Raw genomic sequence first — 25,528 nt, 5'->3', positions numbered from 1 at the left:
CGCTGCGCCTACTCCCCTCTCCCAACCCTCTCCCCTGAAGGGGAGAGGGCCTTCAGGCATGAGGTACCGGCGGGGCCGTGGCTGCAAGGCCGCTGCCCCGTTTTCGTGTCAGCTGGCTGCCTGCGCTGCCTTGGCCGCTAGGAAGGCGGGCCGGGTGCTGGCGCGCTGCCAGTAGGCCGCGATTTGCGGGCTGAACTTGTAGTCGAGCCCGAGGTCGATCGCGAGGAGGAGGGCGTAGGCCGTGCAGACGTCAGCCATGGTGAAGCGCCCGGCGCAGAGCCACTCCCGGCCGTCCTCCAGCGCGCGGGTGAGGTGTTTGAGGCGCGAGAAGAACCACTGGGTGTAGTCGTCTGCGGCTTGCTGCAGCTTGCGCTCGTCGGGCTCGAAGCGCGTGTAGCGCAGGACGATGGTCTGCGGGAACGTGAGCGTCGCCTCGCTGCGGTGCATCCAGTCGAGCCAGAGGCCATAGTCCGCTTCCTCGGGCGATACTGCCAGCGGCGTCGGTCCGTAGCGCGTGGCGAGATACTGCGGGATCGCACTGGATTCGGTCATCCGCGTTCCGCCGTCGACCATGAGCGGGATCGTGCCGAGCGGGTTCTGCTCCATATATTCGGGCACGCGTAAGCGCGGCGGGAACGGCATGGTGTGGAGCTTGTAGGGCAGACCCAGCTCTTCGAGCGCCCAGAGCGCGCGGAAGGAGCGCGCGTCCTTGCAGTGGTAAAGTTCGATCATGGCCCTAGATCAGGCCGCGGCTGATGAGGCATTCCTGCACGGCGCGTTCGCCCATGTCGATCGCGGTGTTGGTGAAGGCGCTGCCGGCGGCGTCCGCATTGGCGATGGCGATGCGGCCGAAAGTCTGGCGGCCGATCACGTGGGGGCGCAGTTCATCGGGCACATCGGGATCGCCCAGCGTATCATAGGTATAGGCATAGCCGTGGGGCCAGCGGTTGACCGTGATCGCGGCGATATCGCGCGCGGCGTTGAAGCCCGCGCCGCCGAGCATGCGCTGGAGCTGGCCGCGGATCTCGCGCTCGATGGTGGGGTATTCCTCCGCCAGCATTGCGGCGCGGCCCAAGCGGTTCTGCTCCTTGCGCGGCAGGCCCGGCTGGTTGGGGTTGCGGACCATGTGGATCACCACCGGCTCATCGGGCGTGAGCGCGCTCTTGTAGCCGCCGATATCCATCGGGTAATCAAGCGAAGCGCCGATATGGTAGCCGTTGGGCGCGCCGATCGACTTGACGCCGAGCTTGGCCCAGGGGCGCCAGTTCTTCACCAGCACGTTGGTGTACTGCATCGGCACCTTGGAAGCATAGTGCAGCGCTTCCTTCTGCGCCGCCGGCAGGTCGGGCACGATGAACGGGATCACCATGTTGAAGCAGGCCATGATGACGTTCGCGCCGGTGACGGAGACGCGCTTGCCATCCTTCACATAGATGACGCGCACGGCCTTTTCGGTCTGGCGCGCGGGCTTGCCGATATGTTCGGCGCGGATGACCATGCTGGAGAGGCGGATGCGCGTGGGGTTCGCCGGATTGTCGAGCGCAGCATAGCGCGCAGGGGCGAGGACGACGCTTTCCTGATCGAGCTTGTCTGACGGGAATGCGCCGGGAATAAGCCGACTGACAAGCAGGCGCGCGACGGTGGCGTTGCCGTCCGGCCAGTGGAAATGCTGCGCTTCGGCGGTGATCTGCTCGGGCAGGTCCATGCCCGCAAAGCCCGGCATGCGCCCGCCAAGGGCTGCTTCCCACGCCGGGAGCGTATCGACGCGCTTGTTGTTGCGGAAGTAGTGGCCGAGGAAGAACGGCAGGCTTTCGGGCAGCATCTTCGCGTGCTTGAGGAGATAGTCCTGATAGCTGATGTGGCGCAGGTATTCGGCGCGCGCATCGGGCGTCAGGTTCGGCAGGTAGTTGACCTTTTCGGTGTAGATCCGGCTGAGGTCTGCGCGCACCGCGCCCGTCAGCGGGGCTTCGGCAAAGAACTGCGGCCAGGGCTTTCGGCCCGTACCGGTGACGAGCTTGTCGGCAAGGAAGTGCTCCTTGTCGAAGAAGGTGGCCGAGCCGAGGCCTTCGTAGGCCTTGGTTTCATAGCGGTGGTAGCTGGTCAGATCGACGCCGAGGTCCGCCATGAGCTTCTTCGAGGTGAAGCTGTAGGGGAACGGCGATTCAATGCTCATCGTGCCGCCATAGGCAAGGATCTTGCGGCCTTCGTAAGTGAACTCGTTGCGCTTGGCGTGGCCGCCGAAATCGTCGTGGTTGTCGAGGATGAGGATCTTGCGGGTCTCGCCCAGCGCCTGCCGGTAGAACCAGGCGGCAGAGAGGCCCGAGATACCGCCGCCGACGATGACGAGATCATAATGCTCGCCGCTATCGTCCGCCGCGAGGTTGCCGGTGAAATCGCCGTCGCGCGCCATGTGGGCGGCTTCGAACGAGCCGGGATACTGGCCGCGCAGGCCGGTGAGCGCGGGGGGATAGTCTGTGCTGGCGGCGATGGGTGCCGCAGTGGCCGCCTGCGCGAGCGCGCCGGGTGCTGCGGCGAGTGCGGCGCCGGCCGCAACCCCGCCGATGAAATCCCGCCGCGCGATTGGCAGATGGAGCCCCAGTTCCTTGTCAGTCCATTCCGCCATCCGCTGTCCCCCAAATGCATACAGCCCGGTGCGCGGGCCTCTCATGCCACGATTTGTAATCATCATGCGCTCTTGCGCAATCGGACAAATTGCGGCCTGATCGTGCCGAGCCGTTCAGGAGGACCGTCCATGCACCGCCCGCTTATCGCCGCCGCCCTTGCCATGATGATCGCCGCGCCCGCTGCGGCGCAAGCGCCGGCATCGCCTGCCGAGACCTGCCGCAGCGACCCCAGGTTCCGCGAGCAGGATTTCACGCTGGGCAGCTGGGACGTTTATACCGGCGAGAAGAAGACCGACGAAGTGACCATGACGCTGATCCTGAACGATTGCGCGATCGAGGAGCACTGGAAGAAGACCGACGGCCACCCCACCGGCAACGGCATCGGCCTGTTCAACTATTCGCGGCTGCTGGGTTCGTGGGGCTATACCTGGGCGACCGATGACGGCGCGGCCACGGTGTTTCGCGGCAATCTCGTGAAGCCGTGCGAGATGCGCTACGTGACCGAGAAGCCCCTGCCGGGGGGAAAGGTGCGGCTGCGGCACTGGACGCTTTATGCGATGCCCGATGGCACGATCCGCGAACTCGCCATCGGCACCGAGGATGGCGGGGCGACGTGGACGACGGATTATGACCTCAAGTGGGTGCGGCGGAAGTAACCGGCTTCAGCGCCCCGCGAAGAATGGCAACGGCGCCCCTGCCCCGGCGTCGAAGGCCTTCCAGTCTTCGCCCAGCGCGGTGAGCGCGCTGGCGGCGATCTGGCTTTGGGTGAGGCAGGCGCTGCCGGGCGCGGCGGGGTGGACGCCAGGACCGATGGCGGCGAGCCAGATCGCGTCCGAGCCGGGGAAGCCTTCCGGATCGGCAATCGTGTAGTCAGCCGGAGCAAGCTTCCACGCGGCGGCGCTGCCGTGTTCGGTCCAGGCCGCGCCGGGCTTGGCGCCGCGCCCGTGGTCGGTGGTGACGATCAGCGTCGTGCGCCCGCGCCACGCCGGATCGGCCTGCGCCATGCGCCACAGCTCGGCGATGAAATCATCGTCGCGGTTCATCGAGGCGAGGTACTGCGCATAGTCGCCCTCGTGCGCGAACTCGTCGGTATCCCCGAGCGCGACATAGAGCACGCGCATATCGGCCGCGGAGCGCAGCGCCGCCTGCGCATCGCGCATCGTGCGGGTTTCGGTGGGATGCGCGCCGGGGTTTTCCCCGTTTACCGGGACACCGCTGCGCTTATCGTTGATGATGTAGGGGAACACGTCCCACGTGCCGTACATGCGCACCTTGCCGGCAAAGCCATCGCGGTGGTTCAGCCATTCGAGGAAGGTGACGTTGCGGTTCCAGTTCTTGTCGTTGGTGGTGATCGCGGGATCGGGGCGGCCGGTGAGCAGTTCGTTGTAGCCGGGGTAGGAGAACCACATCGGATTGGTGACGCGCATGCACTGGCCCGCGTCGCGGTCGCCATGGAGCACGCCGCCCTGCGCGGGCAGGCTGTGGACGAAGGGCATGACCGCAGGCCCGGTCCCCCACGCCTTTTCGACCGTTTCCTTCCAGTCGGGATGGGTGAACTTCGGCTCTGCCACAAGCGCCTTGTCAGGCCCGCGAAAGACGTCCTGCCAGCGCGTGCCGTCCATGGTGACGAGGATGAGGCGCTGGCCGGATGCAGGGGCTTCGGCGCGCGCCAGTGCGGGAGTTAGCAGCAGCGCGAGTACCATCAGCGAACGGATCATCAGCTTCTCTCCCATCAGAACCGCCTGCCCACCCGCAGGCTCACGAAGCGGGGGCGCAGCGGGTAGATTACCACCGAGCCCCGCCCGCAAATCGAAATCGCGCAAGTGGCCGTGCGGCTCTGTTGCGCGCGCTTGTCACCCAGGTTCTCCACGGTGAGCGAGGCGGACCAGGTGTCGCGGCTGATGCCGGCCGAGAGGTCGACCGTGCTGTAGCCGGGCTGGAGGCCGATCAGGCGCGCCTCTTCGACGTCGAGCGAGGAGGAGACGCTGGACTGGTGGAACGCGGCGGCCTGCAGGAAATAGTCGATTTTGCCGAGGGTAAACTCGTAGCGCATCAGGCCGGAAAGCTTGAAGCGCGGGCTGCCGGCAAAGCGTGTGCCGGCAGGAGCGCGCAAGGCATTGGGATTGCCCGAGTCGCTGGGGATCGTGCAATCGAACGCGGCATTGGTGTACTTGCAGAGGTCCGTGGTGATCACCGCATCGGCATACGTGCCCGAGACCTGGAACGAGAGCCCTTGTGCGGGGCGGACGGTCAGATCGGCCTCGATACCTTTTGACCGCGCGCGGCCTGCATTGACGATATCGGTGATGCCGTTCTGATCGCTGGTGACGGCGAACTGCGCCTGCGAGAGCTTTTCGAGAAACAATGCGCCGTTGAACAGCACCTTGCCGCCGAGCCAGCTGGTCTTCCAGCCGATCTCGTAGTTGGTGAGCTTTTCCACCGCATAGGCCGGTGCAATGGGGCGGCGATTGATGCCGCCGGGGCGGAAGCCGGTGGACCAGGTGGCGTAGAGCAGCTTGCCGGGCGCGGCCTTCCAGCTGAGGTTGAGCTTGTGGCGCACGCCCGAGCCGGTGGCCTTGGCGTCGATGTTGTCGCAGGGGCGCCCAGAGCCATTGGGCACGCCGTAGGCGCCTACCGTGCCGGGGAGGCAGAGCGCTTCGCCTACCGCACTGCGGGTGCCGTTGAAGCCGAAGAAGCCGATCACGTTGTTGTCGTACTTGTAGCCGCGCAGGCCGCCTGTCAGCGTCAGGGTTGGCACGATATCGAACGCGGCTTCGGCGAAGGCAGCGTAATCGCGGTCGGTGCGGAACTGGATGTTGGCGTAGTTGACCCCCGGCAGGCCGGTAACGGACTGCGCGTCCGCGAGGTTCGGCACGGTATAGAGGTTGCGCCAGTTGTTGGTCTGGCGCTGGTAGAACAGGCCCGCCACGATCCGCAGCCGGTCGGTCGCCGGAGAGGCGATGCGCAGTTCATGGCTCTGCTTGGTGAAGCGCTCGTCCTGGCTGACGATCTGCGCCGGATTGATCAGGTTCCCGGCGTTGTCCTTGAAATTGTTGCCGAAATAATCGGGCGTGCTGGCATAGTAGCTATCGTAGAGATAGGCGTAATCCGAATAGTCGGAGGTATAGGCCGCCTTCCGTTCGAAATATGCGCCCGCATACGTGAGGTCGAAGGAGCCAAGCTTGCCTTCGATGGCGAGGCTGGCCTGATACCATTCGTCTTTCTGTGCTTCCGGGAAAAACCGGGTGGTCTTGAGATCGCCGACCGAGGGCTTGTAGGCGAACGTACCGTTCGAGGTCTGGTGCTGGCCCATCACACCTGCCGTCGCAGTCCAGTTGTCGTCGAGATCGACCTTGAGCGCGGCGCGGCCGCCATAGGCCTCGATCGAGTTCTGGTCACGGCCGACGAGCGCCTTGTTGTCGCGCACCACGCCCGAGGTGGGATAAGTGACGCCGCCGGGGGCGCGGACGTTGTCGATGTAGCCGCCATCGTATTGGTAGAAGCCGACGACACGCAGCGCGGCGCGGCTGGAGAGCGGTATGTTGAGATAGCTTTCGGCGATTCCGCCCGCCTTGCCATGCGCAACGGTGTTGGCGGTAAGATCGACCGAGCCCGAGAAGGCCTTGGTATCGGGCTTGTTGGTGATGATGCGCAGCGTACCCGCCTCGCTGCTCGCGCCGAACAGCGTGCCTTGCGGACCGGACAGCGCCTCGACCCGCGCGATGTCGTAGATATGGACGTCGATGGTCGAGCCGATCGTGGTGACGGGCTGCTCATCAAGATAGACGCCGACGGTGGGGAGCGAGCCGGTGGAAAGCCGGTTGCCGTTGGAAAGCCCGCGAAAATAGACTTCCGCCTGGCCGGGGCCGTAGCTCGAATAGGAGAGGCTGGGCAGGAACTTGGCGTAATCGTTGAAATTGCGCACGTTTCGTTCGGCCAGCGCTTCGGTGGTGAGCGCGACGATCGATAGCGGTACATCCTGCAGTTTTTCGCTTCGCTTCTGCGCGGTGACGACGATCTCGCCCGCCGCGTCTGCCGCAGACGCATCCTTGGGCGGCGGTCCGCCCACCACCTGCGCGTGCGCCGTTCCCACCGAAGCAAAGGCCAGCAGCGATGCGCCGCCAGCCCAGATCCACTTGCCCATCATCGCCGCATATCCCCTTGCCGGGTCCCTGAGGGATTAGTTAGCTGTGATGACGGCGCGATTACAGGGCTTTTGCGTGGCGGGGGAGCGTGGGGCGCCGCGCAGGCACCTGCCGATTGTCATAGGTCAATGTGCGTGGACTTGATCCCGCTATGGTGAAATTAAGCATAAACAACTATATTCTGCCGGAGTTTGCAGTCGTGAAGACAATGACCGTCCTGAGCGCTGCGCTGGCGTTCACTTTGGCCCCCACTGGCGCGCCTTCGGCCGCAGCAGCAGCAACCCCGTCACCAAGCGCAGGACAGCTGGCCTTCCGCGAACTCTTCCGCGAATTGGTGGAAACCGACACATCGGTCGCGACGGGGAGTTGCACGCTGCTGGCGCAGAAGATCGCGGTGCGGTTTCAGGGTGCCGGCTTTGCCGAGGATCAGATCACGCTGTTCCGCGACGGGGACTTTCCGCTCGATGGCGGGCTGGTTGTCACCGTGCCGGGTACGTCTGCCAGGGCGAAGCCGATGCTGCTGCTCGGCCATATCGATGTGGTCAACGCGCGGCGCATCGACTGGCAGCGCGATCCGTTCAAATTCATCGAGGAGGACGGCTACTTCTACGGCCGCGGTACATCCGACATGAAAGTGCTTGATGCGATCTGGATCGACACGCTGCTGCGCTTTCGCGCCGAAGGCTTCAAGCCGAAGCGCACGATCAAGCTGGCGCTCACCTGCGGCGAGGAATCGGGTGCGCGGGTGAACGGTGTGCAGTGGCTGGCCACGTACCGACCCGAACTGCTTTCCGCCGCGTTTGCGCTCAACGAAGGCGGGGGCGGCACGACGGACGGGCACGGCAAGGTGCTCAATCAGGCGATGCAGATCGGCGAGAAGGCCTATCGCAACTTCGATCTCGAAGCGCTCAATCCCGGCGGCCACAGCTCGACCCCGGTGGATGACAACGCCATCTATGATCTGGCCGATGCGCTCCAGCGCGTGCGCGCGCTCAAGTTTCCGGTGCATTTCAACGATACGACGCGAACTTACTTCGCCAAAGTCGGCGCTGCACGCGGCGATGCGCTGGGGGCCGCGATGGCCCGCCTCGCCGCTGATCCGACCGACCATGTGGCCGAAGCGGCGGTTTCGACCGACCGCACGCTCAATTCGATGCTGCGCACGACCTGCGTGGCCACCCTGATTGAAGGCGGCCACGCCTCCAACGCGCTGCCGCAGCGCGCCAGGGCCACGATCAATTGCCGCATCGTGCCCGGAGAGGACGCGGAAACGACCCGCGAGGCGCTGAGCAAGGCCATCGGCAACCCGAATATCCTGATCAACGCGTCCGGCCGCATCCGGCCCGTGGCGGTGCCGCCAGCGCTGGATGCGAAGATCGTCGGGCCTGCCGAAAAGCTGGTCGCGCGCTACTATCCCGGCGTGCCGCTGGTGCCCGCGATGATGACCGGCGCGACGGATGCGACCTACCTCGGGCCGCTCGGCATTCCGACTTATGGTGTGCCCGGACCGCTCGGCGATCCCGATGGCAACGGCCTCCACGGCCTCAACGAGCGGCACTCGGTGGCATCAGCCTATATCGCGCGCGATTTCCTGCACGATCTCGTCAAGGTCTACGCCGCGCAGGAATGAGCTTTACGGCCGCACCAGCAGATTGCCGGTGTGGCCGCCAGCGAAGAGCAGCAGCAGCGCCTCGGCGAAGTGATCGATGCCTTCCACGACGTGCTCGGGCAGATCGAGCTTGCCCTCCTGCAACAGCGCGGCGATCTCGGCCTTTGCCTCGGGGAAGCGGGCGGCGTGGTGGGTGACGACGAAGCCCCGCATCGTGGCATTGCGTTCGGCGAGCTTGAGGTAGTTCTTCGGGCCGCGCACATTGCCAAGGTCCGAATACTGCGAGATCGCCCCGCAGATCGCGATGCGCGCATCGGCGGGCGCAAGGTTTGCCAGCGCGACATCGAGGATTTCGCCGCCGACATTGTCGAAGAACACGTCGATCCCGCCGGGGGCTGCCGCTGCCACTTCGGCGGCGAGGTCGGCATTCTTGTAGTCGATGGCGACATCGGCGCCGAGCCTTTCGGTGAGGACGCGGCACTTGTCGGGCCCGCCGGCAATGCCGATCACCCGGCACCCGCGCGCCTTGGCGAGCATCACCACCATCGAGCCGACCGCGCCCGCAGCGCCGGAGACAAGCACCGTGTCGCCCGCCTTGACCTCCGCCACCGCAATGAGGCCGGCCCATGCGGTGAGGCCGGTGGTGAGGCCGAGCGGGCCAACATAGTCCGCAGGCTCGAGGCTGTTTGAAAGATCGAGCTTGGTGAGCGCGGCAGCGGGCACCAGCGCACGGGTCTGCGCGGCGAGCATGCCATAAACCCAGTCCCCCGCAGCGAGCGATGGATCGGCGCTTTCCACGACCTGCCCGACGCCGAGCGCCCGGACAGTCGAGCCGAGCGGTGCGGTCTCATGGAAGCTGCCCGGAGTGAGCGTGGTGCGGATCCATGCGTCCATCGAAAGCGTATCGACCTTCACCACCGCGTGGCCTGCGGGCACATCGGTGATCTCGACATTCTCGATGCCGAAATCTTCAAGCAGCGGCATCCCCTCGCGGTACTGCCGAATGAAGACGCGGCGGTTGGTGTGCGGCATGGGAAACTCCGTGGCGGGTGGACGAAGCATCTGGCTAGGTGGCGGGCGCTGGCATCGCCATTGCCATTTTGACTAGCTTGCCCCGGCGGCGCAGACAGGGGGCGCGGCTGAAAGAGGAAACCATGATCATGCGCAAGAGGACAGTTTGGCTGGGGGCGGCCATCGCGGCGCTGGTGGCAGGAACCGCAGCGGCACAATCGGCGCAGGATGCGGGGGCCTTGCTGGGGCGCATTCTTGGCCCCGGCGCGCCGGCAAGCAATGTTGTCACCACCGCGCCGCCGCCGGGGGTGACCAGCAGCGAGGCTTCGGGCGGGCTCAAGCTGGCGCTGGGCAAGGCGGCGGAGCGGGTGGTTGCGCAGTTGGGCCGGCCGGGCGGGTTTGCCGATGATCCGCGCGTGCGCATCGGCCTGCCGGGTCCGCTGGGCCGGCTCAACGGGCTGCTCGGGGCGCTCGACCGTGCGGGCGTGACCGATGGACTTTCGGGCAAGCTCAACGCCGCAGCGGAAGGCGCGGTGGGCAAGGCGCTGCCGCTGCTGAAGAGTGCGATCACGCGGATGACGGTGACCGACGCGCTGGGGATCGTGACCGGCGGCGATACCTCTGCCACCGATTACTTCCGCCGCACGATGGGGCCGGACCTGCAGCAGACGATGACGCCGGTGGTCGCAAAGTCCCTGTCGGGCGTGAAGGCGTTTCAGGCGCTCGACCGGTTCAGTGCGAAGAACAGCCTGATCGCGGGCCAGTTCGGCGCGCGGGACCTGACCGGCTATGTCACCCAGAAGGCGAGCGACGGAGTGTTCCTCTACCTTGGCGAGCAGGAGCGGGAGATCCGGCGCAATCCGCTGGGGACCGGCAGCAAGCTGATCGCGAAGATATTCGGGCGCGGTTGAAGTCCGGCTTCACCCCACCTTGCGCTGGTTCGCGAGGGGGTCGGGCAGCGGTGCCAAGGTGGACTTGATCGCCACGGCAGCGATGCGGCCGTCCTCGTCAAGCCGCAGCGGCTGCGAGAATTCGACACCCATGCGGTCGTCGCTGGCCCAGCGGCAGGTGGCGGTGACAATGTGGCCATCCGAAAGCTGGATGCGGAAGATCGTGCCGGCCGGTACGTTCCACAGTCCTTCGATCAGCGCGCCGGTGAGCGACATGTTGCGCACGGTGCCGTTGTAGCGGTGCCCGGCATGGTCGAGCACCACGCGGCGGAGCATGGCCTGGCGCGCAGCGCGGGCCGAGCGGGGGCCGCGCGCGATGGCCATGAGGCCAGTGGCAAGGCGGGTCAGCGTGGCGGGCGCGGAGAGAGGGCGTTCGTAGATATAGCCCTGCACATGGCTGCAACCGAGCATGCGCACGAGATCGAGCTCGTCGAGGGTCTCGACGCCCTCGGCGGTCGTTTCCATGCCGAGCGCTTCGGCAAGGCTGACGATCGAGGCGATGATCGCGCCATTGCGGCTGCCGGCCTGCGTCGCGCCGCGCACGAAGGACTGGTCGATCTTGATCTTGTCGAACGGCGCGCGCTTGAGATAGCCGAGCGAGGAATAGCCGGTGCCGAAATCATCGAGCGCGAGGCGGACGCCGATCCCCTTGAGCGAGCGGAACATGGCCTCGGTCCCGGTATCATCGCCGAGGAAGACGCTTTCGGTGATCTCAAGTTCGAGCCGGTCTGGCTCGACCCCGGCCGAAGCCAGCGCGCTCGTGACCATCGAGGGCAGCGCCGGATTGGCAAACTGCAGCGGCGATACGTTGACCGCGACGCGCACGTCCGAAGGCCACTTGGCGAGATCCTGGCAGGCAGTGCGCAGCGCCCATTCGCCGATCGAGACGATGAGGCCGGCATCTTCCGCAATCGGCACGAACTTGGCGGGCGAAATGAAGCCGTGCTGCGGGTGGTTCCAGCGCAGCAGCGCTTCGAAGCCGGTGATCCGCTCGGTCGCGGTTTGCACGACCGGCTGGTAGTAAAGCTCGAGATCGCCTTGCGTGATCGCATCGCGCAGGTCTTCTTCCAGCTGGCGGCGTTCTTCCGCATCGCTGTGGAGATCGGCGGCGTAGAAGTGGAAACGGCCGCGCCCGCCGTCCTTGGCGGCATAGAGCGCCAGGTCGGCGTTGCGGATCAGCGCCTCGCTGGTGACGCCATCATCGGGCGCGAGCGCGATGCCGACGGAACCGCCGATCATCACGCGGCTGCCGTCGATCGAATAGGCCTGGCTGATCTGTTCGATGATGCGTTCGGCCAGATGGGCGAGCTGTTCGCGCGCGATCTTGCCGGCAAGGATGACCTGAAACTCGTCGCCGCCCAGACGCCCGACGCGGCCAACGGTGCCAATGACGCGCTCAAGCCGCTGCGCGACCTGCTTGAGCAGTGCATCGCCGGCGGGGTGGCCGAGCGTATCGTTGACCTGCTTGAACCGGTCGAGATCGAGAAGGAACACCGCGCAGGCGCGGTTCTGCTCGTTGGGCGCGGTGAGGATCTTCTCCAGCGTCTGCGACATCTGGAAGCGGTTCGACAGGCCCGTGAGCGAATCGAAATGCGCAAGGCGCGAGGCGTGTTCCTGCGAGCGGCGCTTTTCGGTGAGATCGGTGCCCGAGCCGCGGAAGCCCTGGAAGTTGTTGAAGGCGTCGTACGTCGGACGTCCGGTGACCGACCACCAGCGTTCCTCGTCGTAGACCGCAGCGCGCACCGCCAGTTCGGAGAAGCTGGAGCGCGCGGAAAGGTGGAAGGCCAGCGTGCGTTCACCCTCGCCCGATTTTTCGGAGAGGTTGAACAGCTCCGCAAAGGGGCGGCCGATGAAATTATCGACCTTGCGGCCCAGCACTTCCGCAACCGGGCGCGAAATGTAGGTGATGAGGCCGCGGCGGTCGGTTTCCCAGAACCAGCCCTGCCCGGTCTCCTCATAATCGGCGAGGATCTCCTCGGCGCGGGTCTGGATGCGGACGCCTTCTTCCACTGCGAGGCGCACCTTGAGATCGATCTCGCGCTGGCGCAGGTAGGCGGCCACCGCGATCACGCCGCCAATGAGCAGCGACAGCATACCGGCCCCGAAATGGGAAACCCAGGTAACGCCGGACCACATCGCGACCTGGGCGGTGAGCATGCCGGCGAGGCGGCCCGATTCGGTCACGGTAGCGAGGAGCGAGATGGTGACCAGCAGCGCCAGCGCCTGAACCCAGGGAACCACGCCGCTGCTTGCCCAAATGCCGATGGCATAACCATAAATGAACAGCGGAATGCCGATCGAGGCCCCCATCAGCGCCATGCGCACGGCGGTCGAGTGATCGCGGCTTTCCTCGTAGGTCGAGGTGAAGCGCGCGACGAACAGCAGCGCGGAGGCCAGCAGCGCGAGAAGCGGCGCGATGATCGGGCGGATCGAGAAGTTGGCGAGGGCAAGGCCCAGTACGCCGAGCACCATCGGCAGCGCCATGTGCGGCCATTCGCGCGCGATAAGGCCGCGGCCGGGCCCGGTGCCGAACAGGAATGCCGCCCCGGCCACATCAGCCCGGCTGACGGGCGCGGTCGGCACGCGCTCGCGGCGACGCTGCGTACGCGCGAAGTCGCGCGAGGCGCGCGTCGGTTCGGCCTGCGATGCGGCGTGGTCCTCGGGCGATTGGCTCATCATGCGTCAATTGCGCTTAACTGCTTTGAGAAACCGTTAAGCCCCGACCCAGTTCGGACCTTTTTTCCGCAGAATTCCTTAGGTTTGCTTTTGCTCGTCACGGTGCGGTGCTAGGGCACTGGCAACACTTTGATTTACCTGATTGCCAAGGAATTCGCGTGGCCACGACTGCCAGCTTTACGATGATCGGCGTTGCCGGACGGCGCCTGCGGGTGGGGCAATGGCATGTCCAGCCCACGGCCCAGAGCAAGACCGCGCGCCCCGCGCCTCGCCCGCTCGTGATCCTGCCCGGCATCGGCATGAACATGGAGATGCTTGAGCCGATCGCGTGCCGCCTGCCCGACCGCCGCATCATCAGCTTCGACATGCCGGGCATCGGCCAGTCGCCCGATCCGATTTTCCCCTACACGATCCCGCACATGGCGCTGACGCTCGCCGCACTGCTCGACCGGCTGCGGATCGATTCGGTCGATCTGGTCGGCATCAGCTGGGGCGGCGCGGTGGTGCAGCAGTTCGCTTTCCAGCACCGCGCGCGCACCGGCAAGCTGGTGCTTGCGGCAACCTCGGCGGGGGGCACGATGATCCCCGGCAATGCCTCCATTCTCAGCCAGATGCTTGATCCGATGGAATATTCTGTCGAGAAGGCGCTGCGCCGCAACCTTGCGATGTTCTACAACGGCGGGGGAGCGGACCGGGTCTCGCTCAATGCCGCAACGGCGCCTTCGCCGCTGGGCTGGAGCTGCCAACTGGCGGCCTTTGCGGGCTGGAGCAGCGCGCCGTTCCTGCCGCTGCTGGGCATGCCGGTCATGGTCATGGGCGATGACGACGACCAGCTCATCCCGCCCGCCAACCTGCATTTCCTCCACAACGCGATCCCCGGCAGCAAGCTGGAGATGAGCGAGGGTGGCGGGCACCTGTTCATGCTGGCCCGCCCCGATGCTTTCATCAAAAAGCTGACCGGGTTTCTCGACGCGTAACCGCGAATAGCCGCGGGCGTTGACCCCGGCACGATCCTCTGACTTAATCGGCCAGTTAAACGCGACGGCCCTCCGCGATGAGTCGGCTGCGCGGGGATAGAGGAGCCTGCTGATGCCGACTTATGATCTCATCATCCGGGGAGGAACCATCGTCGATGGCACCGGCCGTCCGCGCTTTACCGGCGATGTGGCCGTGCAGGGCGGCCTGATCGCCGCCGTGGGCAAGGTCTCCGGCACCGCGAAGCGCGAGATCGACGCGGGCGGCAAGGTCGTCGCGCCGGGCTGGGTGGACATTCACACGCATTATGACGGGCAGGCGACCTGGGATCAGGAAATGGCGCCGAGCTCGTGGCATGGCGTGACGACGGTGGTGATGGGCAATTGCGGCGTGGGCTTTGCGCCTGCCGCGCCCGACCGGCACGAATGGCTGATCGGGCTGATGGAAGGCGTGGAGGACATCCCCGGCACCGCGCTCGCCGAAGGGCTCAAGTGGGACTGGGAGAGCTTCCCCGAATACCTCGATGCGCTGGAGCGGCTGCCGCGCAGTGTCGACGTTGCAACCCACGTCCCGCATGGCGCGGTGCGCGCCTATGTGCTGGGCGACCGCGAAAAGCCGGGCGCGATTCCGACCGACGAAGATATTGATGCCATGGCCAAAATTGTCGAGGAAGGCGTGCGCGCGGGCGCGCTCGGCTTCTCGACCAGTCGCACGGTGATCCACAAGTCGATCGACGGCGAAGTGGTGCCGGGCACGACCGCCACAGCCGAGGAGCTGATCCGCATCGGCCGCGCCATGGGCCGCGTGGGCCACGGCGTGTTCGAAATGGCCAGCGACATGAAGCGCGAATGGGACGAGTTCGGCTGGATGGGCGCGATGAGCCGCGAGACGGGCCTCCCCGTCACCTTCGCCGCGCTGCAGTCGATCGCCAAGGAACTGCCGCTGTCCGAACAGATCGAGGAAATGACCCGCCAGAACGCGGCGGGCGCAAACATCGTCGCGCAGATCGCGCTGCGCGGCAACGGCATCGTGATGAACTGGCGCGGGACGGTGCATCCCTTCATGTTCCGCCCGACCTGGGCCGCGCTTGCGGCGATGCCGTGGGAAGACCAGCTCACCCACCTTGCCGATCCGGTGTTCAAGAAGATCATCCTTTCGGAAAGCAACGTCTATCCCGAAAGCGACATCGTCCACCTCTACCGCGTGATCGGCGAAGGCTGGGCGAACCAGTACGAGATGGACGAAGGCTTCGACTACGAGCCGCAGGCGGACGCGAGCATTGCAGCACGCGCGGCGGCGGCTGGTGTGACGCCGGAAAGCTATGCCTATGACCTGATGCTGGCGGATGGCGGCACCGGGTTTATCTATCTGCCGATCCTCAACTACGCTGACGGAAACCTTGATTTCCTTGAGGAACTCCAATCACGCGATGATTGCGTGAACTCGCTTTCGGACGGCGGCGCGCATTGCGGCACGATCTGCGATGCAGCCTCGCCCACCTTCATGCTCCAGCACTGGGTGCGTGATCGCAAGCGCGGCGGGCGGCTCAGCCTCGAGCAGGCGGTGAAGCGCCAGTGCCACGATACGGCGCGGCTCTATGGCATGAACGATCGCGGCGTGATCGCGCCCGGCGCACTCGCTGATATCAACGTGATCGACATGGAGGCGCTGAAGCTGGGCAAGCCTTGGCTGGCGTTCGACCTGCCGGCGGGCGGCAAGCGGCTGCTGCAGAAGGCGGACGGCTATCTCTACACGATCAAATCGGGCGAGGTGACCTTCGAGCAGGGCATCTGGACGGGTGCGGTGCCGGGTGTGCTGGTGCGCGGGCCGCAACAAGCCGAAATGCTGGAGGCCGCAGAATGAGCAATGCAGCGATCCGTATCGGCGCCCCGGCGACGCTCGATAGCCTGCATCTGGACCAATTGCCCGATTGCGGTGATCCCGGTCCGGGCGAAATCCGCGTGCGCCTGCGCGCCTCCTCGCTCAATTTCCATGACTTCGCGGTGGTGACAGGCATGCTGCCAGCTCCCGCCGGGCGCATTCCGATGTCGGACGGCGCGGGCGAAGTTGTGGCGGTGGGCGATGGCGTCACGGCTTATGCGCCGGGCGATCTCGTCGTATCGACCTTCTTCACCAACTGGGACGACGGCACTCCGCCCGCTACCGCCTTCACCACGGTGCCGGGGGATGGCATCGACGGCTATGCGCGCGAGGAAATCGTTGCGCCGCAGGGCTGGTTTACCCGCGTGCCCAAGGGCTATTCCGCCGCCGAAGCGGCAACGCTGACCTGTGCGGGCCTTACCGCATGGCGTGCGCTGTTCGTGGACGGAGTGGTCAAGCCGGGTTCGACCGTGCTGGTGCAGGGCAGCGGCGGCGTTTCGATCTTCGCGCTGCAGTTCGCCAAGGCAGCGGGCGCGCGGGTAATCGCGACCAGCTCGTCGGACGCCAAGCTGGAGCGACTACGCGCGCTGGGGGCGGACGAGCTGATCAACTACAAGGAGGTGCCGGCCTGGGGCCTCAAGGCGCTGGAACTGACCGGCGGTGCGGGTGTGGACTGCGTGGTCGAGATCGGCGGCGCTGGCACGCTCGACCAATCGATGATGGCGACCCGCGTGGGCGGCCATGTTGCACTGATCGGCGTGCTGGCAGGCTTTGCCGGGCCGGTGCAGACCGCATTGCTGATGGCCAAGAACCTGCGCGTACAGGGGCTGACCGTGGGCAGCCGGGCAATGCAGCTCGACATGATCGCCGGAGTGGAGGCCAATGGCATCCGCCCGATCATCGACAGCCACTTCCCGCTGGCGAGCCTTGGCGATGCGTTTCGCCATCAGGCGAGCAACACCCACTTCGGCAAGATCGTCGTCGATATCTGACCGGCTCAGGCGGCGCGGCGAAACTCCGCCGCGTCGACCTGACCTGCATCCGCCAGCGCAAAACGGCCGACGAGCGCGGCCATGCGATCCGCCTCGCCCGCCAGGTTGCGCGAGGCAGCGGTCGCCTCCTCGACCATCGCAGCGTTCTGCTGCGTCATGACGTCAAGTTCGCGCACGGTCTCGCGGACATGGCCGATGTTGGTGGCCTGCGTGCTGGCGGCTGAGGCGATGTTGCTCGCAAGCTGCGCGATTTCGCCGACCTTGCGTACGATCCTCGCGAAGGAATCGCCGGTCTGGCCGACAAGCGCGACGCCGCGTTCCACTTGCACCGAGCTTTGCCCAATCAGCGTCTTGATATCGAGCGCAGCTTCGGCAGAGCGCTGGGCGAGCGCGCGCACTTCGTTGGCGACGACCGCAAACCCGCGCCCGGCATCCCCGGCGCGCGCCGCCTCGACTCCGGCGTTGAGCGCGAGGAGATTGGTCTGGAAGGCGATGCCATCGATCACGCTGATGATCTTGCCGATTTCCTGCGCGGAAACGGAGATGTCGGTCATCGCCTGAACCGCTTCGTCGACCACGCCGCCGCCAGCCTGCGCATCGCCATGCGCGGCCTGCACGGAATCATGGAGATGCGCGGCATCGCCCGCCGTGCTGCCGACACTGGCGGCCAGCGCGGTCATCGCGGCAGAGGCTTCCTCGAGGCTGGCGGCCTGCTGTTCGGTGCGGCGGGCGAGGTCGTCCGACGCCTGCCGGATCTCCTGCGCGCCGACGTCGACCGCGCGGGAAGTCTGCGCGACATCGCCGAGCGCGGTGCCAACCTGCGCGCGCATCGTCTCGAAATCATTGTGGATCGCGGCGAATTCGGGGGGCAGCGCTTCGAGCGGCGTGCTGAAGTTGCCATCGGTCATGCGCTGGAGTGCCGCGCCAAGGGCATCAATAACCGCGCGCCGGCGCTCCTCCTCCACCACGAGGTAGGTCTCGACCGCGATTTCCATGTCGAGCAGCGCCATCTTGACAAGCGTGGCGATCCGCTTTGCCGTGCCGCGCGAGAGCCGGCCAACAATCGTGCCGAGGATGGGTTCCAGCACGCTGGCATAGGCTCCGATGTACCACTGTGGGGAAACGCCGATGCGGGCGTGGACTTTGCCGACCCGTTCGGCGCGCTGGAAATAATCGGCCGTCGGACCGCCCGCGAAGAGGGCCTGCCAATGGGCGATCTGTTTGGCCTTGGCCGATCCCATGGCCGCTTTCGAAGCAAAGAAGCCGGCCGTTTCGGGCGTGGCAGCGATCCGGTCGTAGAGCTTGTCAAGCGCAGCTGGTCCCGCGCTGGCGACGGCTTTGCCCACTCCGGGAAGTCGGACCGTGTCGTCCGGGCCGATCGAGAAGAAGGCCAGCTTTTTTGCGATGTCGCGGTTGTCCATCATTGTGATCCATCCGGTTTGTGTCCGGTTCGGATAAACTGGCAACACTTCGAAACGCCAATATGGCCGCTACGCGCCAATGCCTAGCGGGCCATGGAAGCAGCCAGTCGGTGACCGGCGAATTGCCCGCGCAATTCAGCGACTTTATCGATTAAGAGTTACATCCATCGGCCAAGCCTGCCCTTTGGGGCAGGTTCGCGTGATCAGGGCCCGTGCAGGGAGCCTTGAGGAAGCCCCTGCACCGCCCGCGATCACACTCGCATCGGCATCAGCACATAGAGCGCGGCCGATTTGTCGTCCTTGCGGATCAGCGTCGGCGCGCCGGCATCGGCGAGGTGGAGTTCCACGATGTCCCCGTCGATCTGGCTGAGGATGTCCTTGAGATAATTGGCGTTGAAGCCGATCTCGAAGCCTGCGGCGCGGTATTCGGCGGCGATCTCTTCGGCGGCGGTGCCGTTTTCCGGGCTGGTGACCGAGAGCGTAACCTTGTCGTTCTCCAGCGCCATCTTGACCGCGCGGGTCTTCTCGGTGGCGATCGTTGCGACGCGGTCCACGCCTTCGAAGAAGCTGCGCGGATCGAGGCGGAGCAGCTTGTCGTTCCCGGTGGGGATCACGCGGCTGTAGTCCGGGAAGGTGCCGTCGATCAGCTTGCTGGTGAGCACCACGCCGTGTTCACCACCCAGCGTGAAGCGCACCTTGCTTGCCGAAAGATCAAGCAGCACGGCGGTATCGAGCACATCATCGAGCAGCTTGCGCAGCTCGCCCACGCATTTGCGCGGCACGATCACATCCGGCATGCCCTCAGCGCCTTCGGGCCGGGCAATGGTATAGCGCGCGAGGCGGTGGCCGTCGGTCGCGGCGGCCTTGAGCACCGGCGTCGCTTCGTCCGCCACGTGGAGGAAAATGCCGTTGAGGTAGTAGCGGGTTTCCTCGGTCGAGATCGCAAAGCGGGTGCGGTCGATCAGTTCGGCGAGGACGCGCGCGGGCACTTCGAAGCTCGTCGGCAGATCGCCTTCGACGATCACCGGGAAATCATCACGCGGCAGCGTGGGCAACTGGAACCGGCTGCGCCCGGCCTTGACGACCATGCGGCCATCGGCGGCATCGAGGCTGACCTGACTGCCATCGGGCAGCTTGCGTGCGATATCGAAGAGGAGGTGCGCGGAAACCGTGATCGCGCCGCCACGCTCCACTTCCCGCGCGGGCATCGTTTCAATGATCTGGAGATCGAGGTCGGTTGCCATGAGGCGGACCGAGCCATCGGGCGAAGCCTCGATCAGCACGTTCGAGAGGATCGGGATGGTATTGCGACGCTCCACCACCGATTGCACATGGGACAGGCAGCGTAGCAAGGTCGCGCGTTCGATCGTGGCCTTCATTCTCGTCTCGTGTCCCCCGCCCTTGCGAGTCCCGGCACGGGACCGTTGAGGGCTGTGTAGCTGGCGTCTCCGCGCCTATGGAATCGCGGGCGGAGACGGGTTGTTACTGGACTATCTTCCTTAACGCACGCCCCGCCACGGGCAAGCGCAACCCGCCTTCGCAGCCGCGAAGCTGTGCATAAATGCAGCGAAAACGGCGGGGCTGCTCCGCGGCCTCAATCGAGCACCCGCAGCGCATCGAACATCTGCGCGGTGGCGGCTATCCACGCGGTAATCAAGCCCCAGCCGACAGGGGTTACCTTGGCCGGATCGCGGCCGGACTCGCTGAGCGCAGTGGAGACGCGGCGCAGGTCCCCCTGCGTGACTTGCGTGGCCGGGTTGTTGGCATTGCCGGGGCCGATATCGAGCGCCTTGTCGATGAGGTCGGACGGAATGCCCTCCGCCTTGAGCCAGGCATCGAGCCCATCGCGCGCCATCCGGCCGAGCACGTAACCGAAATAGGCATCTCGCTCCTTCTCGCCAAGGAACTGGTCTGCCGCGCAGCGATCGACGAGAGCATGAAGCGCATCGAGTGCGGGCTTGCTGCGCGCCTCATCCAGCGTGAGCATGCTGTCGGCGAGCTGCGCATCGAGCCCCTCGGGCGCGGCGATCACCGCGCAGGCAAGCGCCTGGGGCGCGCGGGCCTGCGCTGCAAAGGGCATGGCGGCCAGCGCAAGCAGGAGCGGCGCCAGAGAGGCCAACGGGCGCCGCATGGCGATCAGGAGAGCATCGCCATGCCGCCATTCACGTGCAGCGTCTGCCCGGTCATGTAGCCTGCATCGCGGCTGGCGAGATAGGCGACCGCCGCGCCAATGTCGCTCCCCTCGCCCATGCGGCCCATCGGGATGCGCGCGTTGAGCGCGTCCTTCTGTGCATCGGGGAGCACATCGGTCATCGCGGTGCGGATGAAACCGGGGGCGACGCAGTTCACGGTGATGCCGCGCGTGGCGAGTTCCTGCGCAAGGCTCTTCGACATGCCGACGAGACCCGCCTTGGCCGCGGCGTAGTTCACCTGCCCCGGATTGCCAGTGGCACCGACCACGCTGGTGATGGTGATGATGCGCCCGAAGCGTGCCTTCATCATCGGCTTGGAGGCCGCGCGCATCAGGCGGAAGGCGGCTTCGAGATTGACGCGGATCACGGCGTCCCATTCCTCGTCCTTCATCCGCATGGCGAGGTTATCACGCGTGATGCCGGCGTTGTTGACGAGAATATCGACCTTGCCGAGCGTATCGATCGCGGCAGGCACCAGATGCTCGACCTGCTCGGTGTTCGAGAGATCGCAGGTGATCTCGACGTGGTCATGACCATAGGTGTCGTTCAGTTCCTCGCGGAACGAACGCAGCTTGGACGGGTTGGTGCCCGAAAGCGCGAGGCGTGCGCCCTGCTTTGCGAGGGCGTGGCTGATCGCCGAGCCGATGCCGCCGGCAGCGCCGGTGACGAGGGCGGTCATGCCGGCGAGATCGAAGAGGCGGTGTTCCATGGTGTGCTCCGGTAAATTTGGTTCGCGCAGAGATCGCAGAGATCGCAGAGAGTCAGGACGGGGGCTGGTAGTTGTTCACGAGCCGCCGGATGCCTTCTTTCATGGTGAGCCCTGAAAAATTGAGCAACAGCCCAACGGGCTGCTTCATCAACCTGAGATAGGTCAGCAATTGCTTTGCATGCACCTTGGTCAAAGTTTCGACCGCTTTGATTTCGACGATCAAACTCTCTTCCACTAGCAAGTCGATCCTGAACGCTCCCTCAAGCCTCATACCGTCGTATTCGATGGAAACTGGTACCTGACGCTGCACCTTGTAGCCAGATCGCTCAAGGCTTGCTGCAAGAATTGCTTCGTAAACACTTTCAAGGAGCCCGGGGCCAAGTTCCCGATGAATCTTGATGGCTTCGCCAACCACTCTTGCGCTGATGTCGTCAATCGCTGGCACCTTCTTCCTCTGCGATCTCTGCGAACTCTGCGCGAACCCTGAATTCAAAGCTCCTTCGCGAAGGCTTCGATATCGGCCATGCCGATGAGGCTGGCAACTGCGACATCGCTGACGGTGCGGGTGATCATCGGGCCGACGACCTTGCCGCCAAGCTCGACGAAGTGCTCCACGCCCGCAGCGCCCAGTGCGACCATGCTCTCGCGCCAGCGGACACGGCCGGTGACCTGTTCGACGAGGAGACGGCGGACTTCGGCGGGGTCGGTCACGGCGGCGGCGGTGACATTGGCCATGAGGGTGACGCGCAGAGGGCCAGGCGGCGTGCGCTCCAGCGCCTCGGCCATCGCATCGGCGGCGGGCTGCATCAGCGGGCAGTGGAAGGGCGCGGAAACGGGGAGAAGCATGCCGCGCTTGATGCCGTGCTCCTTGACCATGCCGATGGCGCGCTCGATCGCAGCAGTGTGGCCCGAAAGCACGACCTGGCCGGGCGCGTTGTCATTGGCGACGGTGCAAACCTCACCTTGCGCCGCGGCTTCAGCCAGCGCGGCGGCCTGATCGATCTCGGCGCCAAGCAGCGCGCACATCGCACCCTCGCCCACCGGCACGGCGGCCTGCATCGCGGACCCGCGCAGGCGCAGCAGGCGGGCGGTATCGGCGAGGCTGAAGGCTCCGGCGGCGCAGAGAGCGGTGTATTCGCCGAGACTGTGGCCGGCGACGAACTGCGCCTTGTCAGCCAGGACGAGGCCGCATTCCTTTTCCAGCACGCGCAGCACGGCGATGGCATTGGCCATGATCGCAGGCTGGGCATTGGCGGTGAGGGTCAGCTCGTCTTCCGGTCCCTCGGTCATCAGCGCAAAGAGCTTCTGGCCGAGCGCGTCGTCGACTTCCTCGAAAACTTCACGCGCGGCGGCGCTGGCGGCGGCGAGGTCTGCGCCCATGCCCAGCTTCTGGCTGCCCTGCCCCGGAAAAACGAATGCCCGCATCAACACACTCCTGCTGTGACGGAGCGCGCCTAGTGATTCGCGGGGGTGCCCTCAAGCCCGAATGCGACAATCTTGTTATCAACATCGTGCCCGATATCGGCGCGGCCCAGATAGGGAATGCCGCTGCGGGCGCACCAATCGCGCGCAATCGCCTCCTCGTCGGCGCCGAAGGGGACGTCGTTTTCGGGCACATCGCCGATGCGGCCAAGCCGCAGCCCGGCTATGCCCTGAAGCTGCGCGGTCACGTGGAAAAACAACCGGTCCACCGCATAGAGATGCTCGGAGACTTCCTCGGCCATCACCACGTGCCCTGAAAGATCGGGCAGCAGCGGCGTGCCGCAGAGCATGGCGAGCGTGGTGAGATTGAAGGCGGCGCGGGGGCGGCCATCCTGCGCCCGCTCGACGCCGGAACGGTCTCCGGCAAGCCAGTGCAAGGTGCGCCGCACGGCCTCATGCCCGCCCTCACGGCGGATATCGCCGGGCATTGGGGCGTGGACAGATTGCCCCACCCCCGCACGATAGAGCGCGGCGAGGAGGTAGCCGGTATCGGAATAGCCGAGATAGGTCTTGCTGCGGGCAGCTTCGCCCAGCCCGGCGACGGCATCGGCGGCGATCCGGTTGGAGCCATAACCGCCCCGCGCGAACCAGACGGCATCGAACGAAGGATCGTTTGCGCATTCGAGCAAGGCTTCAAGGCGCTGCGCATCGGTGCCGGCGAAATGCCCCGCTTTCAGAAAGCACTGCGGATGAAACGAAAGCGCAAGGCCCGGAATGTCCGCCGCTAGCGCGGAAACGGCGGCAGCGTCTTCATGGGTGATCGGCCGGGCCGGCGCGCAGATCGCAATCCTTGGCATGACGCTTCCTAACCCGGTTGCGCTGCGCTGCAAGGCCGCATACCGCTTCGCGCCATGAGCATTGACGATACGGCGAACGAGAGTGTGAACCTCACCGCACAGCCCTGGTTCTTCTGCGGCATCGGTGGTTCGGGCATGCTGCCACTCGCGCTGATCCTGAAGGGCAAGGGCGCGCAGATCGCGGGATCGGACCGCAGCCGCGATCAGGGGCGGACGCCGGAAAAGTTTACATGGCTGGAAAGTCTGGGCTTCACGCTGCATCCGCAGGATGGCAGCGGCATCACGTCGGCAGGGCAGATCCTCGTCGCCTCCGCCGCGGTGGAGGATACCGTGCCGGAAATGGTGCGCGCGGCAGAGCTGGGGTGCCGCCGCATGCGCCGGGCCGAACTGCTCTCCACCCTGTTCAACGCGGCGCCGATGAGCATTGCCGTGGGCGGGACCAGCGGCAAATCGACCGTGACCGGCATGCTCGGATGGATCCTCACCGCCTGCGGGCGCGATCCCACGATCATGAACGGCGCGGTGATGAAGAACTTCGCAGGGCCTGACGCGCCCTTTGCCAGCGCGCGGGTCGGCGCGACGGACGGCCCGTTCGTCTCGGAGGTCGACGAAAGCGACGGCTCGATCGCCGCGTACCGGCCGAGCATTGCGGTGCTGAACAACGTCAGCCTCGACCACAAGAGCCTGGAGGAACTGCGCGGCCTGTTTGGCGATTTTCTGGCGCGGGCCGGTACGGCGGTGGTCAATCTCGACGACGCGGAAAGCGCCGCGCTGGCCAGCCGGGCGTTAGACGGCGCGCTCACTTTCGGCATAGGGTCTAGCAAGGCCGATCTCGGCGTGGTGGAGGGCAGCGTGGCCGAATCGCCCCTGGGGATTTCAGCCTTGATCGAGCTGCAACGCACTGGCGAACGCCATGCGCTGGCGCTGGGGGTGCCGGGCCGGCACAATCTCTCCAACGCGCTGGCGGCGCTGGCGGCGGCACACGCGGCGGGCGTGCCGCTGGGCGATGCGGTGCAGGCCTTGGGAACCTATGCAGGACTTGCCCGCCGGTTCGACGTGGTAGGGACAAGCCCAGCCGATGTGACCGTGATCGATGATTTCGGGCATAATCCGGAAAAGATCGCCGCAACGCTGGCCACGCTGAAAGCACATCCCGGCCGGGTGATCGCGTTCTTCCAGCCGCACGGCTATGGCCCGCTGCGCCAGATGGGGGCGGAACTGGCGGAAGTGCTGGCAACGCGGCTCGGCGCCGGAGACGCCGCGATCCTGTGCGATCCGGTCTACTTCGGCGGCACGGTGGACCGATCGGTGGGCAGCGAGCGCATCGTGGACATGATACGCGCCCACGGCGGCACCGCCGAGCATATCCCGGCCCGCGCCGACTGCGCCCTGCGCATTGCCGAACTGGCTGCGCCCGGTGACCGCATCGTGATCATGGGCGCGCGGGATGACACCTTGTCGGCCTTCGCCCGCGACCTGCTGGCGCAGCTGGCCTAGGCCATCAGCCCAGCGGACCGACCGCGTCGAGCAGCGAAGTGGTGAGCCGGAGGCCCCGCGTTGTCAGGCTGACATAGCGGCGGCGGGCATCTTCCTGATCGGCCACGCGGACGATCAGCCCCTCACGCTCCAGCCGGGCTATCCAGCGCAGAACGGTGGTCGAAGGCAGGCCCGCACCCGCACAGACGCTGGAAACCTGCAAGGCCGTGCGGGTCTTGCGGGCAATGAACAGGTCCAGAAGAATATCCCAGCCGGGCTCTCCGAAAAGGCCCTTGATCGGGCTTGCCGCATCGCGGCGGCGGCGCGCTTCATAAAGCAATCTTGCGATGCGGAGTGTCTCCGCATCCAAATCGACATGACCGTCCAATGCCAACTCCTCGCATGCCAAGGGACGTTCGCCGCCAAGCTCGTTCGCCCCCGCCGCCGGGCTATCGGAAACATGGCGCTGACTGTTTTCGCGGTCAGTCTTGTCGTTACGCGACCCTTGGGAATCTCATGATCAATCAACAATCGTTCATGCAATATACGTAACCATGTTGCGCATTATTGGTAAGCCTTCCGCCAAGA

21 protein-coding genes are annotated in these 25,528 nt (G+C 65.7%); 7 read left to right on the top strand and 14 right to left on the bottom strand.

The features are described 5' to 3' along the window. Positions 1 to 108: 108 nt before the first annotated feature. Positions 109 to 732 carry a glutathione S-transferase family protein gene (locus tag ACO06X_RS19700; protein ID WP_421837821.1) on the bottom strand — a complete coding sequence of 208 codons (624 nt, stop codon included), beginning with the start codon at positions 730 to 732 and terminating at the stop codon, positions 109 to 111. A gap of 4 nt (positions 733 to 736) precedes the next feature. Then, positions 737 to 2,623, bottom strand: a complete 1,887-nt coding sequence (locus tag ACO06X_RS19695; RefSeq protein ID WP_421837820.1) for an NAD(P)-binding protein — start codon at positions 2,621 to 2,623, stop codon at positions 737 to 739. Between the two features lie 129 nt (positions 2,624 to 2,752). Between ACO06X_RS19695 and ACO06X_RS19690 the strand changes: the two genes are divergently transcribed. Continuing rightward, positions 2,753 to 3,280 (top strand): hypothetical protein, encoded by a 528-nt coding sequence (locus tag ACO06X_RS19690; protein ID WP_421837819.1) that lies wholly within the window; start codon positions 2,753 to 2,755, stop codon positions 3,278 to 3,280. A 6-nt stretch (positions 3,281 to 3,286) separates the two neighbouring features. On the opposite strand, the gene ACO06X_RS19685 is transcribed toward ACO06X_RS19690, so the two are convergent. Together ACO06X_RS19685 and ACO06X_RS19680 are read right to left on the bottom strand one after the other, a co-directional pair. Next, positions 3,287 to 4,342 (bottom strand): hypothetical protein, encoded by a 1,056-nt coding sequence (locus ACO06X_RS19685; RefSeq protein ID WP_421837818.1) that lies wholly within the window; start codon positions 4,340 to 4,342, stop codon positions 3,287 to 3,289. Between the two features lie 14 nt (positions 4,343 to 4,356). After that, positions 4,357 to 6,771: a TonB-dependent receptor gene (locus ACO06X_RS19680; RefSeq protein ID WP_421837817.1), complete on the bottom strand. Its 2,415-nt coding sequence runs from the start codon at positions 6,769 to 6,771 to the stop codon at positions 4,357 to 4,359. Positions 6,772 to 6,977: 206 nt separating this feature from the next. On the opposite strand from ACO06X_RS19680, the gene ACO06X_RS19675 reads away from it, so the two are divergent. Further along, entirely contained in the window at positions 6,978 to 8,399 is a 1,422-nt protein-coding gene (locus ACO06X_RS19675; protein WP_421837816.1) for a M20/M25/M40 family metallo-hydrolase, read from the top strand. A 3-nt stretch (positions 8,400 to 8,402) separates the two neighbouring features. On the opposite strand, the gene ACO06X_RS19670 is transcribed toward ACO06X_RS19675, so the two are convergent. Next, complete coding sequence (locus tag ACO06X_RS19670) at positions 8,403 to 9,410, bottom strand: NADP-dependent oxidoreductase (RefSeq protein ID WP_421837815.1); 1,008 nt, start codon at positions 9,408 to 9,410, stop codon at positions 8,403 to 8,405. Positions 9,411 to 9,538: 128 nt separating this feature from the next. On the opposite strand from ACO06X_RS19670, the gene ACO06X_RS19665 reads away from it, so the two are divergent. Then, positions 9,539 to 10,300, top strand: a complete 762-nt coding sequence (locus ACO06X_RS19665) for a DUF4197 domain-containing protein (RefSeq protein WP_421837814.1) — start codon at positions 9,539 to 9,541, stop codon at positions 10,298 to 10,300. Between the two features lie 9 nt (positions 10,301 to 10,309). Here ACO06X_RS19665 and ACO06X_RS19660 read toward each other — a convergent pair whose 3' ends face one another. After that, positions 10,310 to 13,015 (bottom strand): EAL domain-containing protein, encoded by a 2,706-nt coding sequence (locus ACO06X_RS19660; RefSeq protein WP_421837813.1) that lies wholly within the window; start codon positions 13,013 to 13,015, stop codon positions 10,310 to 10,312. Positions 13,016 to 13,173: 158 nt separating this feature from the next. Here ACO06X_RS19660 and ACO06X_RS19655 point away from each other — a divergent pair, with 158 nt between their 5' ends. The 3 genes from ACO06X_RS19655 to ACO06X_RS19645 all read left to right on the top strand — a co-directional run bounded on the left by ACO06X_RS19655 (position 13,174) and on the right by ACO06X_RS19645 (position 16,863). Further along, positions 13,174 to 13,992: an alpha/beta fold hydrolase gene (locus ACO06X_RS19655; protein ID WP_421837812.1), complete on the top strand. Its 819-nt coding sequence runs from the start codon at positions 13,174 to 13,176 to the stop codon at positions 13,990 to 13,992. A 112-nt stretch (positions 13,993 to 14,104) separates the two neighbouring features. Next, a complete protein-coding gene (locus ACO06X_RS19650) occupies positions 14,105 to 15,853 on the top strand; it encodes an N-acyl-D-amino-acid deacylase family protein (RefSeq protein ID WP_421837811.1) in 1,749 nt (582 codons plus the stop codon). Then, positions 15,850 to 16,863, top strand: coding sequence for a zinc-dependent alcohol dehydrogenase family protein (locus ACO06X_RS19645; RefSeq protein WP_421837810.1), 1,014 nt, complete (start codon positions 15,850 to 15,852; stop codon positions 16,861 to 16,863). The genes ACO06X_RS19650 and ACO06X_RS19645 overlap by 4 nt, the downstream gene beginning before the upstream one ends. Positions 16,864 to 16,868: 5 nt before the next feature. Here the strand turns inward: ACO06X_RS19645 and ACO06X_RS19640 are convergent, their stop codons facing one another. From ACO06X_RS19640 to ACO06X_RS19610, 7 genes are all read right to left on the bottom strand, one after another. Next, complete coding sequence (locus tag ACO06X_RS19640; RefSeq protein ID WP_421837809.1) at positions 16,869 to 18,284, bottom strand: methyl-accepting chemotaxis protein; 1,416 nt, start codon at positions 18,282 to 18,284, stop codon at positions 16,869 to 16,871. A gap of 251 nt (positions 18,285 to 18,535) precedes the next feature. Continuing rightward, positions 18,536 to 19,663, bottom strand: a complete 1,128-nt coding sequence (gene dnaN, locus ACO06X_RS19635) for a DNA polymerase III subunit beta (RefSeq protein ID WP_421837808.1) — start codon at positions 19,661 to 19,663, stop codon at positions 18,536 to 18,538. 215 nt (positions 19,664 to 19,878) lie between these two features. Beyond that, positions 19,879 to 20,415, bottom strand: a complete 537-nt coding sequence (locus ACO06X_RS19630) for a hypothetical protein (protein ID WP_421837807.1) — start codon at positions 20,413 to 20,415, stop codon at positions 19,879 to 19,881. Between the two features lie 5 nt (positions 20,416 to 20,420). Continuing rightward, positions 20,421 to 21,185, bottom strand: a complete 765-nt coding sequence (gene fabG / locus ACO06X_RS19625; RefSeq protein WP_421837806.1) for a 3-oxoacyl-[acyl-carrier-protein] reductase — start codon at positions 21,183 to 21,185, stop codon at positions 20,421 to 20,423. Positions 21,186 to 21,237: 52 nt separating this feature from the next. Next, complete coding sequence (locus tag ACO06X_RS19620; RefSeq protein ID WP_421837805.1) at positions 21,238 to 21,630, bottom strand: GxxExxY protein; 393 nt, start codon at positions 21,628 to 21,630, stop codon at positions 21,238 to 21,240. Between the two features lie 44 nt (positions 21,631 to 21,674). Beyond that, a complete protein-coding gene (gene fabD / locus ACO06X_RS19615) occupies positions 21,675 to 22,610 on the bottom strand; it encodes an ACP S-malonyltransferase (RefSeq protein WP_421837804.1) in 936 nt (311 codons plus the stop codon). A gap of 29 nt (positions 22,611 to 22,639) precedes the next feature. Next, a complete protein-coding gene (locus tag ACO06X_RS19610; protein ID WP_421837803.1) occupies positions 22,640 to 23,464 on the bottom strand; it encodes an LD-carboxypeptidase in 825 nt (274 codons plus the stop codon). 54 nt (positions 23,465 to 23,518) lie between these two features. Here ACO06X_RS19610 and ACO06X_RS19605 point away from each other — a divergent pair, with 54 nt between their 5' ends. Continuing rightward, complete coding sequence (locus ACO06X_RS19605) at positions 23,519 to 24,961, top strand: glutamate ligase domain-containing protein (RefSeq protein ID WP_421837802.1); 1,443 nt, start codon at positions 23,519 to 23,521, stop codon at positions 24,959 to 24,961. A 4-nt stretch (positions 24,962 to 24,965) separates the two neighbouring features. On the opposite strand, the gene ACO06X_RS19600 is transcribed toward ACO06X_RS19605, so the two are convergent. Beyond that, complete coding sequence (locus ACO06X_RS19600; protein ID WP_421837801.1) at positions 24,966 to 25,280, bottom strand: winged helix DNA-binding protein; 315 nt, start codon at positions 25,278 to 25,280, stop codon at positions 24,966 to 24,968. Between the last annotated feature and the right edge of the window lie 248 nt (positions 25,281 to 25,528).

The organism is Novosphingobium sp. (assembly GCF_965229225.1).
In the GTDB taxonomy this organism is placed as follows: Bacteria; Pseudomonadota; Alphaproteobacteria; order Sphingomonadales; family Sphingomonadaceae; genus Novosphingobium.
This window is presented reverse-complemented; position numbering and strand designations above follow the sequence as displayed.

Coding starts and splice junctions, on each gene's coding strand:
- ACO06X_RS19700 (WP_421837821.1), bottom strand. CDS start 732: ATGATCGAACTTTACCACTGCAAGGACGCGCGCTCCTTCCGCGCGCTC.
- ACO06X_RS19650 (WP_421837811.1), top strand. CDS start 14,105: ATGCCGACTTATGATCTCATCATCCGGGGAGGAACCATCGTCGATGGC.
- ACO06X_RS19640 (WP_421837809.1), bottom strand. CDS start 18,284: ATGGACAACCGCGACATCGCAAAAAAGCTGGCCTTCTTCTCGATCGGC.
- fabD (WP_421837804.1), bottom strand. CDS start 22,610: ATGCGGGCATTCGTTTTTCCGGGGCAGGGCAGCCAGAAGCTGGGCATG.
- ACO06X_RS19660 (WP_421837813.1), bottom strand. CDS start 13,015: ATGAGCCAATCGCCCGAGGACCACGCCGCATCGCAGGCCGAACCGACG.
- fabG (WP_421837806.1), bottom strand. CDS start 21,185: ATGGAACACCGCCTCTTCGATCTCGCCGGCATGACCGCCCTCGTCACC.
- ACO06X_RS19645 (WP_421837810.1), top strand. CDS start 15,850: ATGAGCAATGCAGCGATCCGTATCGGCGCCCCGGCGACGCTCGATAGC.
- ACO06X_RS19680 (WP_421837817.1), bottom strand. CDS start 6,771: ATGATGGGCAAGTGGATCTGGGCTGGCGGCGCATCGCTGCTGGCCTTT.
- ACO06X_RS19670 (WP_421837815.1), bottom strand. CDS start 9,410: ATGCCGCACACCAACCGCCGCGTCTTCATTCGGCAGTACCGCGAGGGG.
- ACO06X_RS19675 (WP_421837816.1), top strand. CDS start 6,978: ATGACCGTCCTGAGCGCTGCGCTGGCGTTCACTTTGGCCCCCACTGGC.
- ACO06X_RS19665 (WP_421837814.1), top strand. CDS start 9,539: ATGCGCAAGAGGACAGTTTGGCTGGGGGCGGCCATCGCGGCGCTGGTG.
- dnaN (WP_421837808.1), bottom strand. CDS start 19,663: ATGAAGGCCACGATCGAACGCGCGACCTTGCTACGCTGCCTGTCCCAT.
- ACO06X_RS19630 (WP_421837807.1), bottom strand. CDS start 20,415: ATGCGGCGCCCGTTGGCCTCTCTGGCGCCGCTCCTGCTTGCGCTGGCC.
- ACO06X_RS19695 (WP_421837820.1), bottom strand. CDS start 2,623: ATGGCGGAATGGACTGACAAGGAACTGGGGCTCCATCTGCCAATCGCG.
- ACO06X_RS19610 (WP_421837803.1), bottom strand. CDS start 23,464: ATGCCAAGGATTGCGATCTGCGCGCCGGCCCGGCCGATCACCCATGAA.
- ACO06X_RS19690 (WP_421837819.1), top strand. CDS start 2,753: ATGCACCGCCCGCTTATCGCCGCCGCCCTTGCCATGATGATCGCCGCG.
- ACO06X_RS19605 (WP_421837802.1), top strand. CDS start 23,519: ATGAGCATTGACGATACGGCGAACGAGAGTGTGAACCTCACCGCACAG.
- ACO06X_RS19685 (WP_421837818.1), bottom strand. CDS start 4,342: ATGATCCGTTCGCTGATGGTACTCGCGCTGCTGCTAACTCCCGCACTG.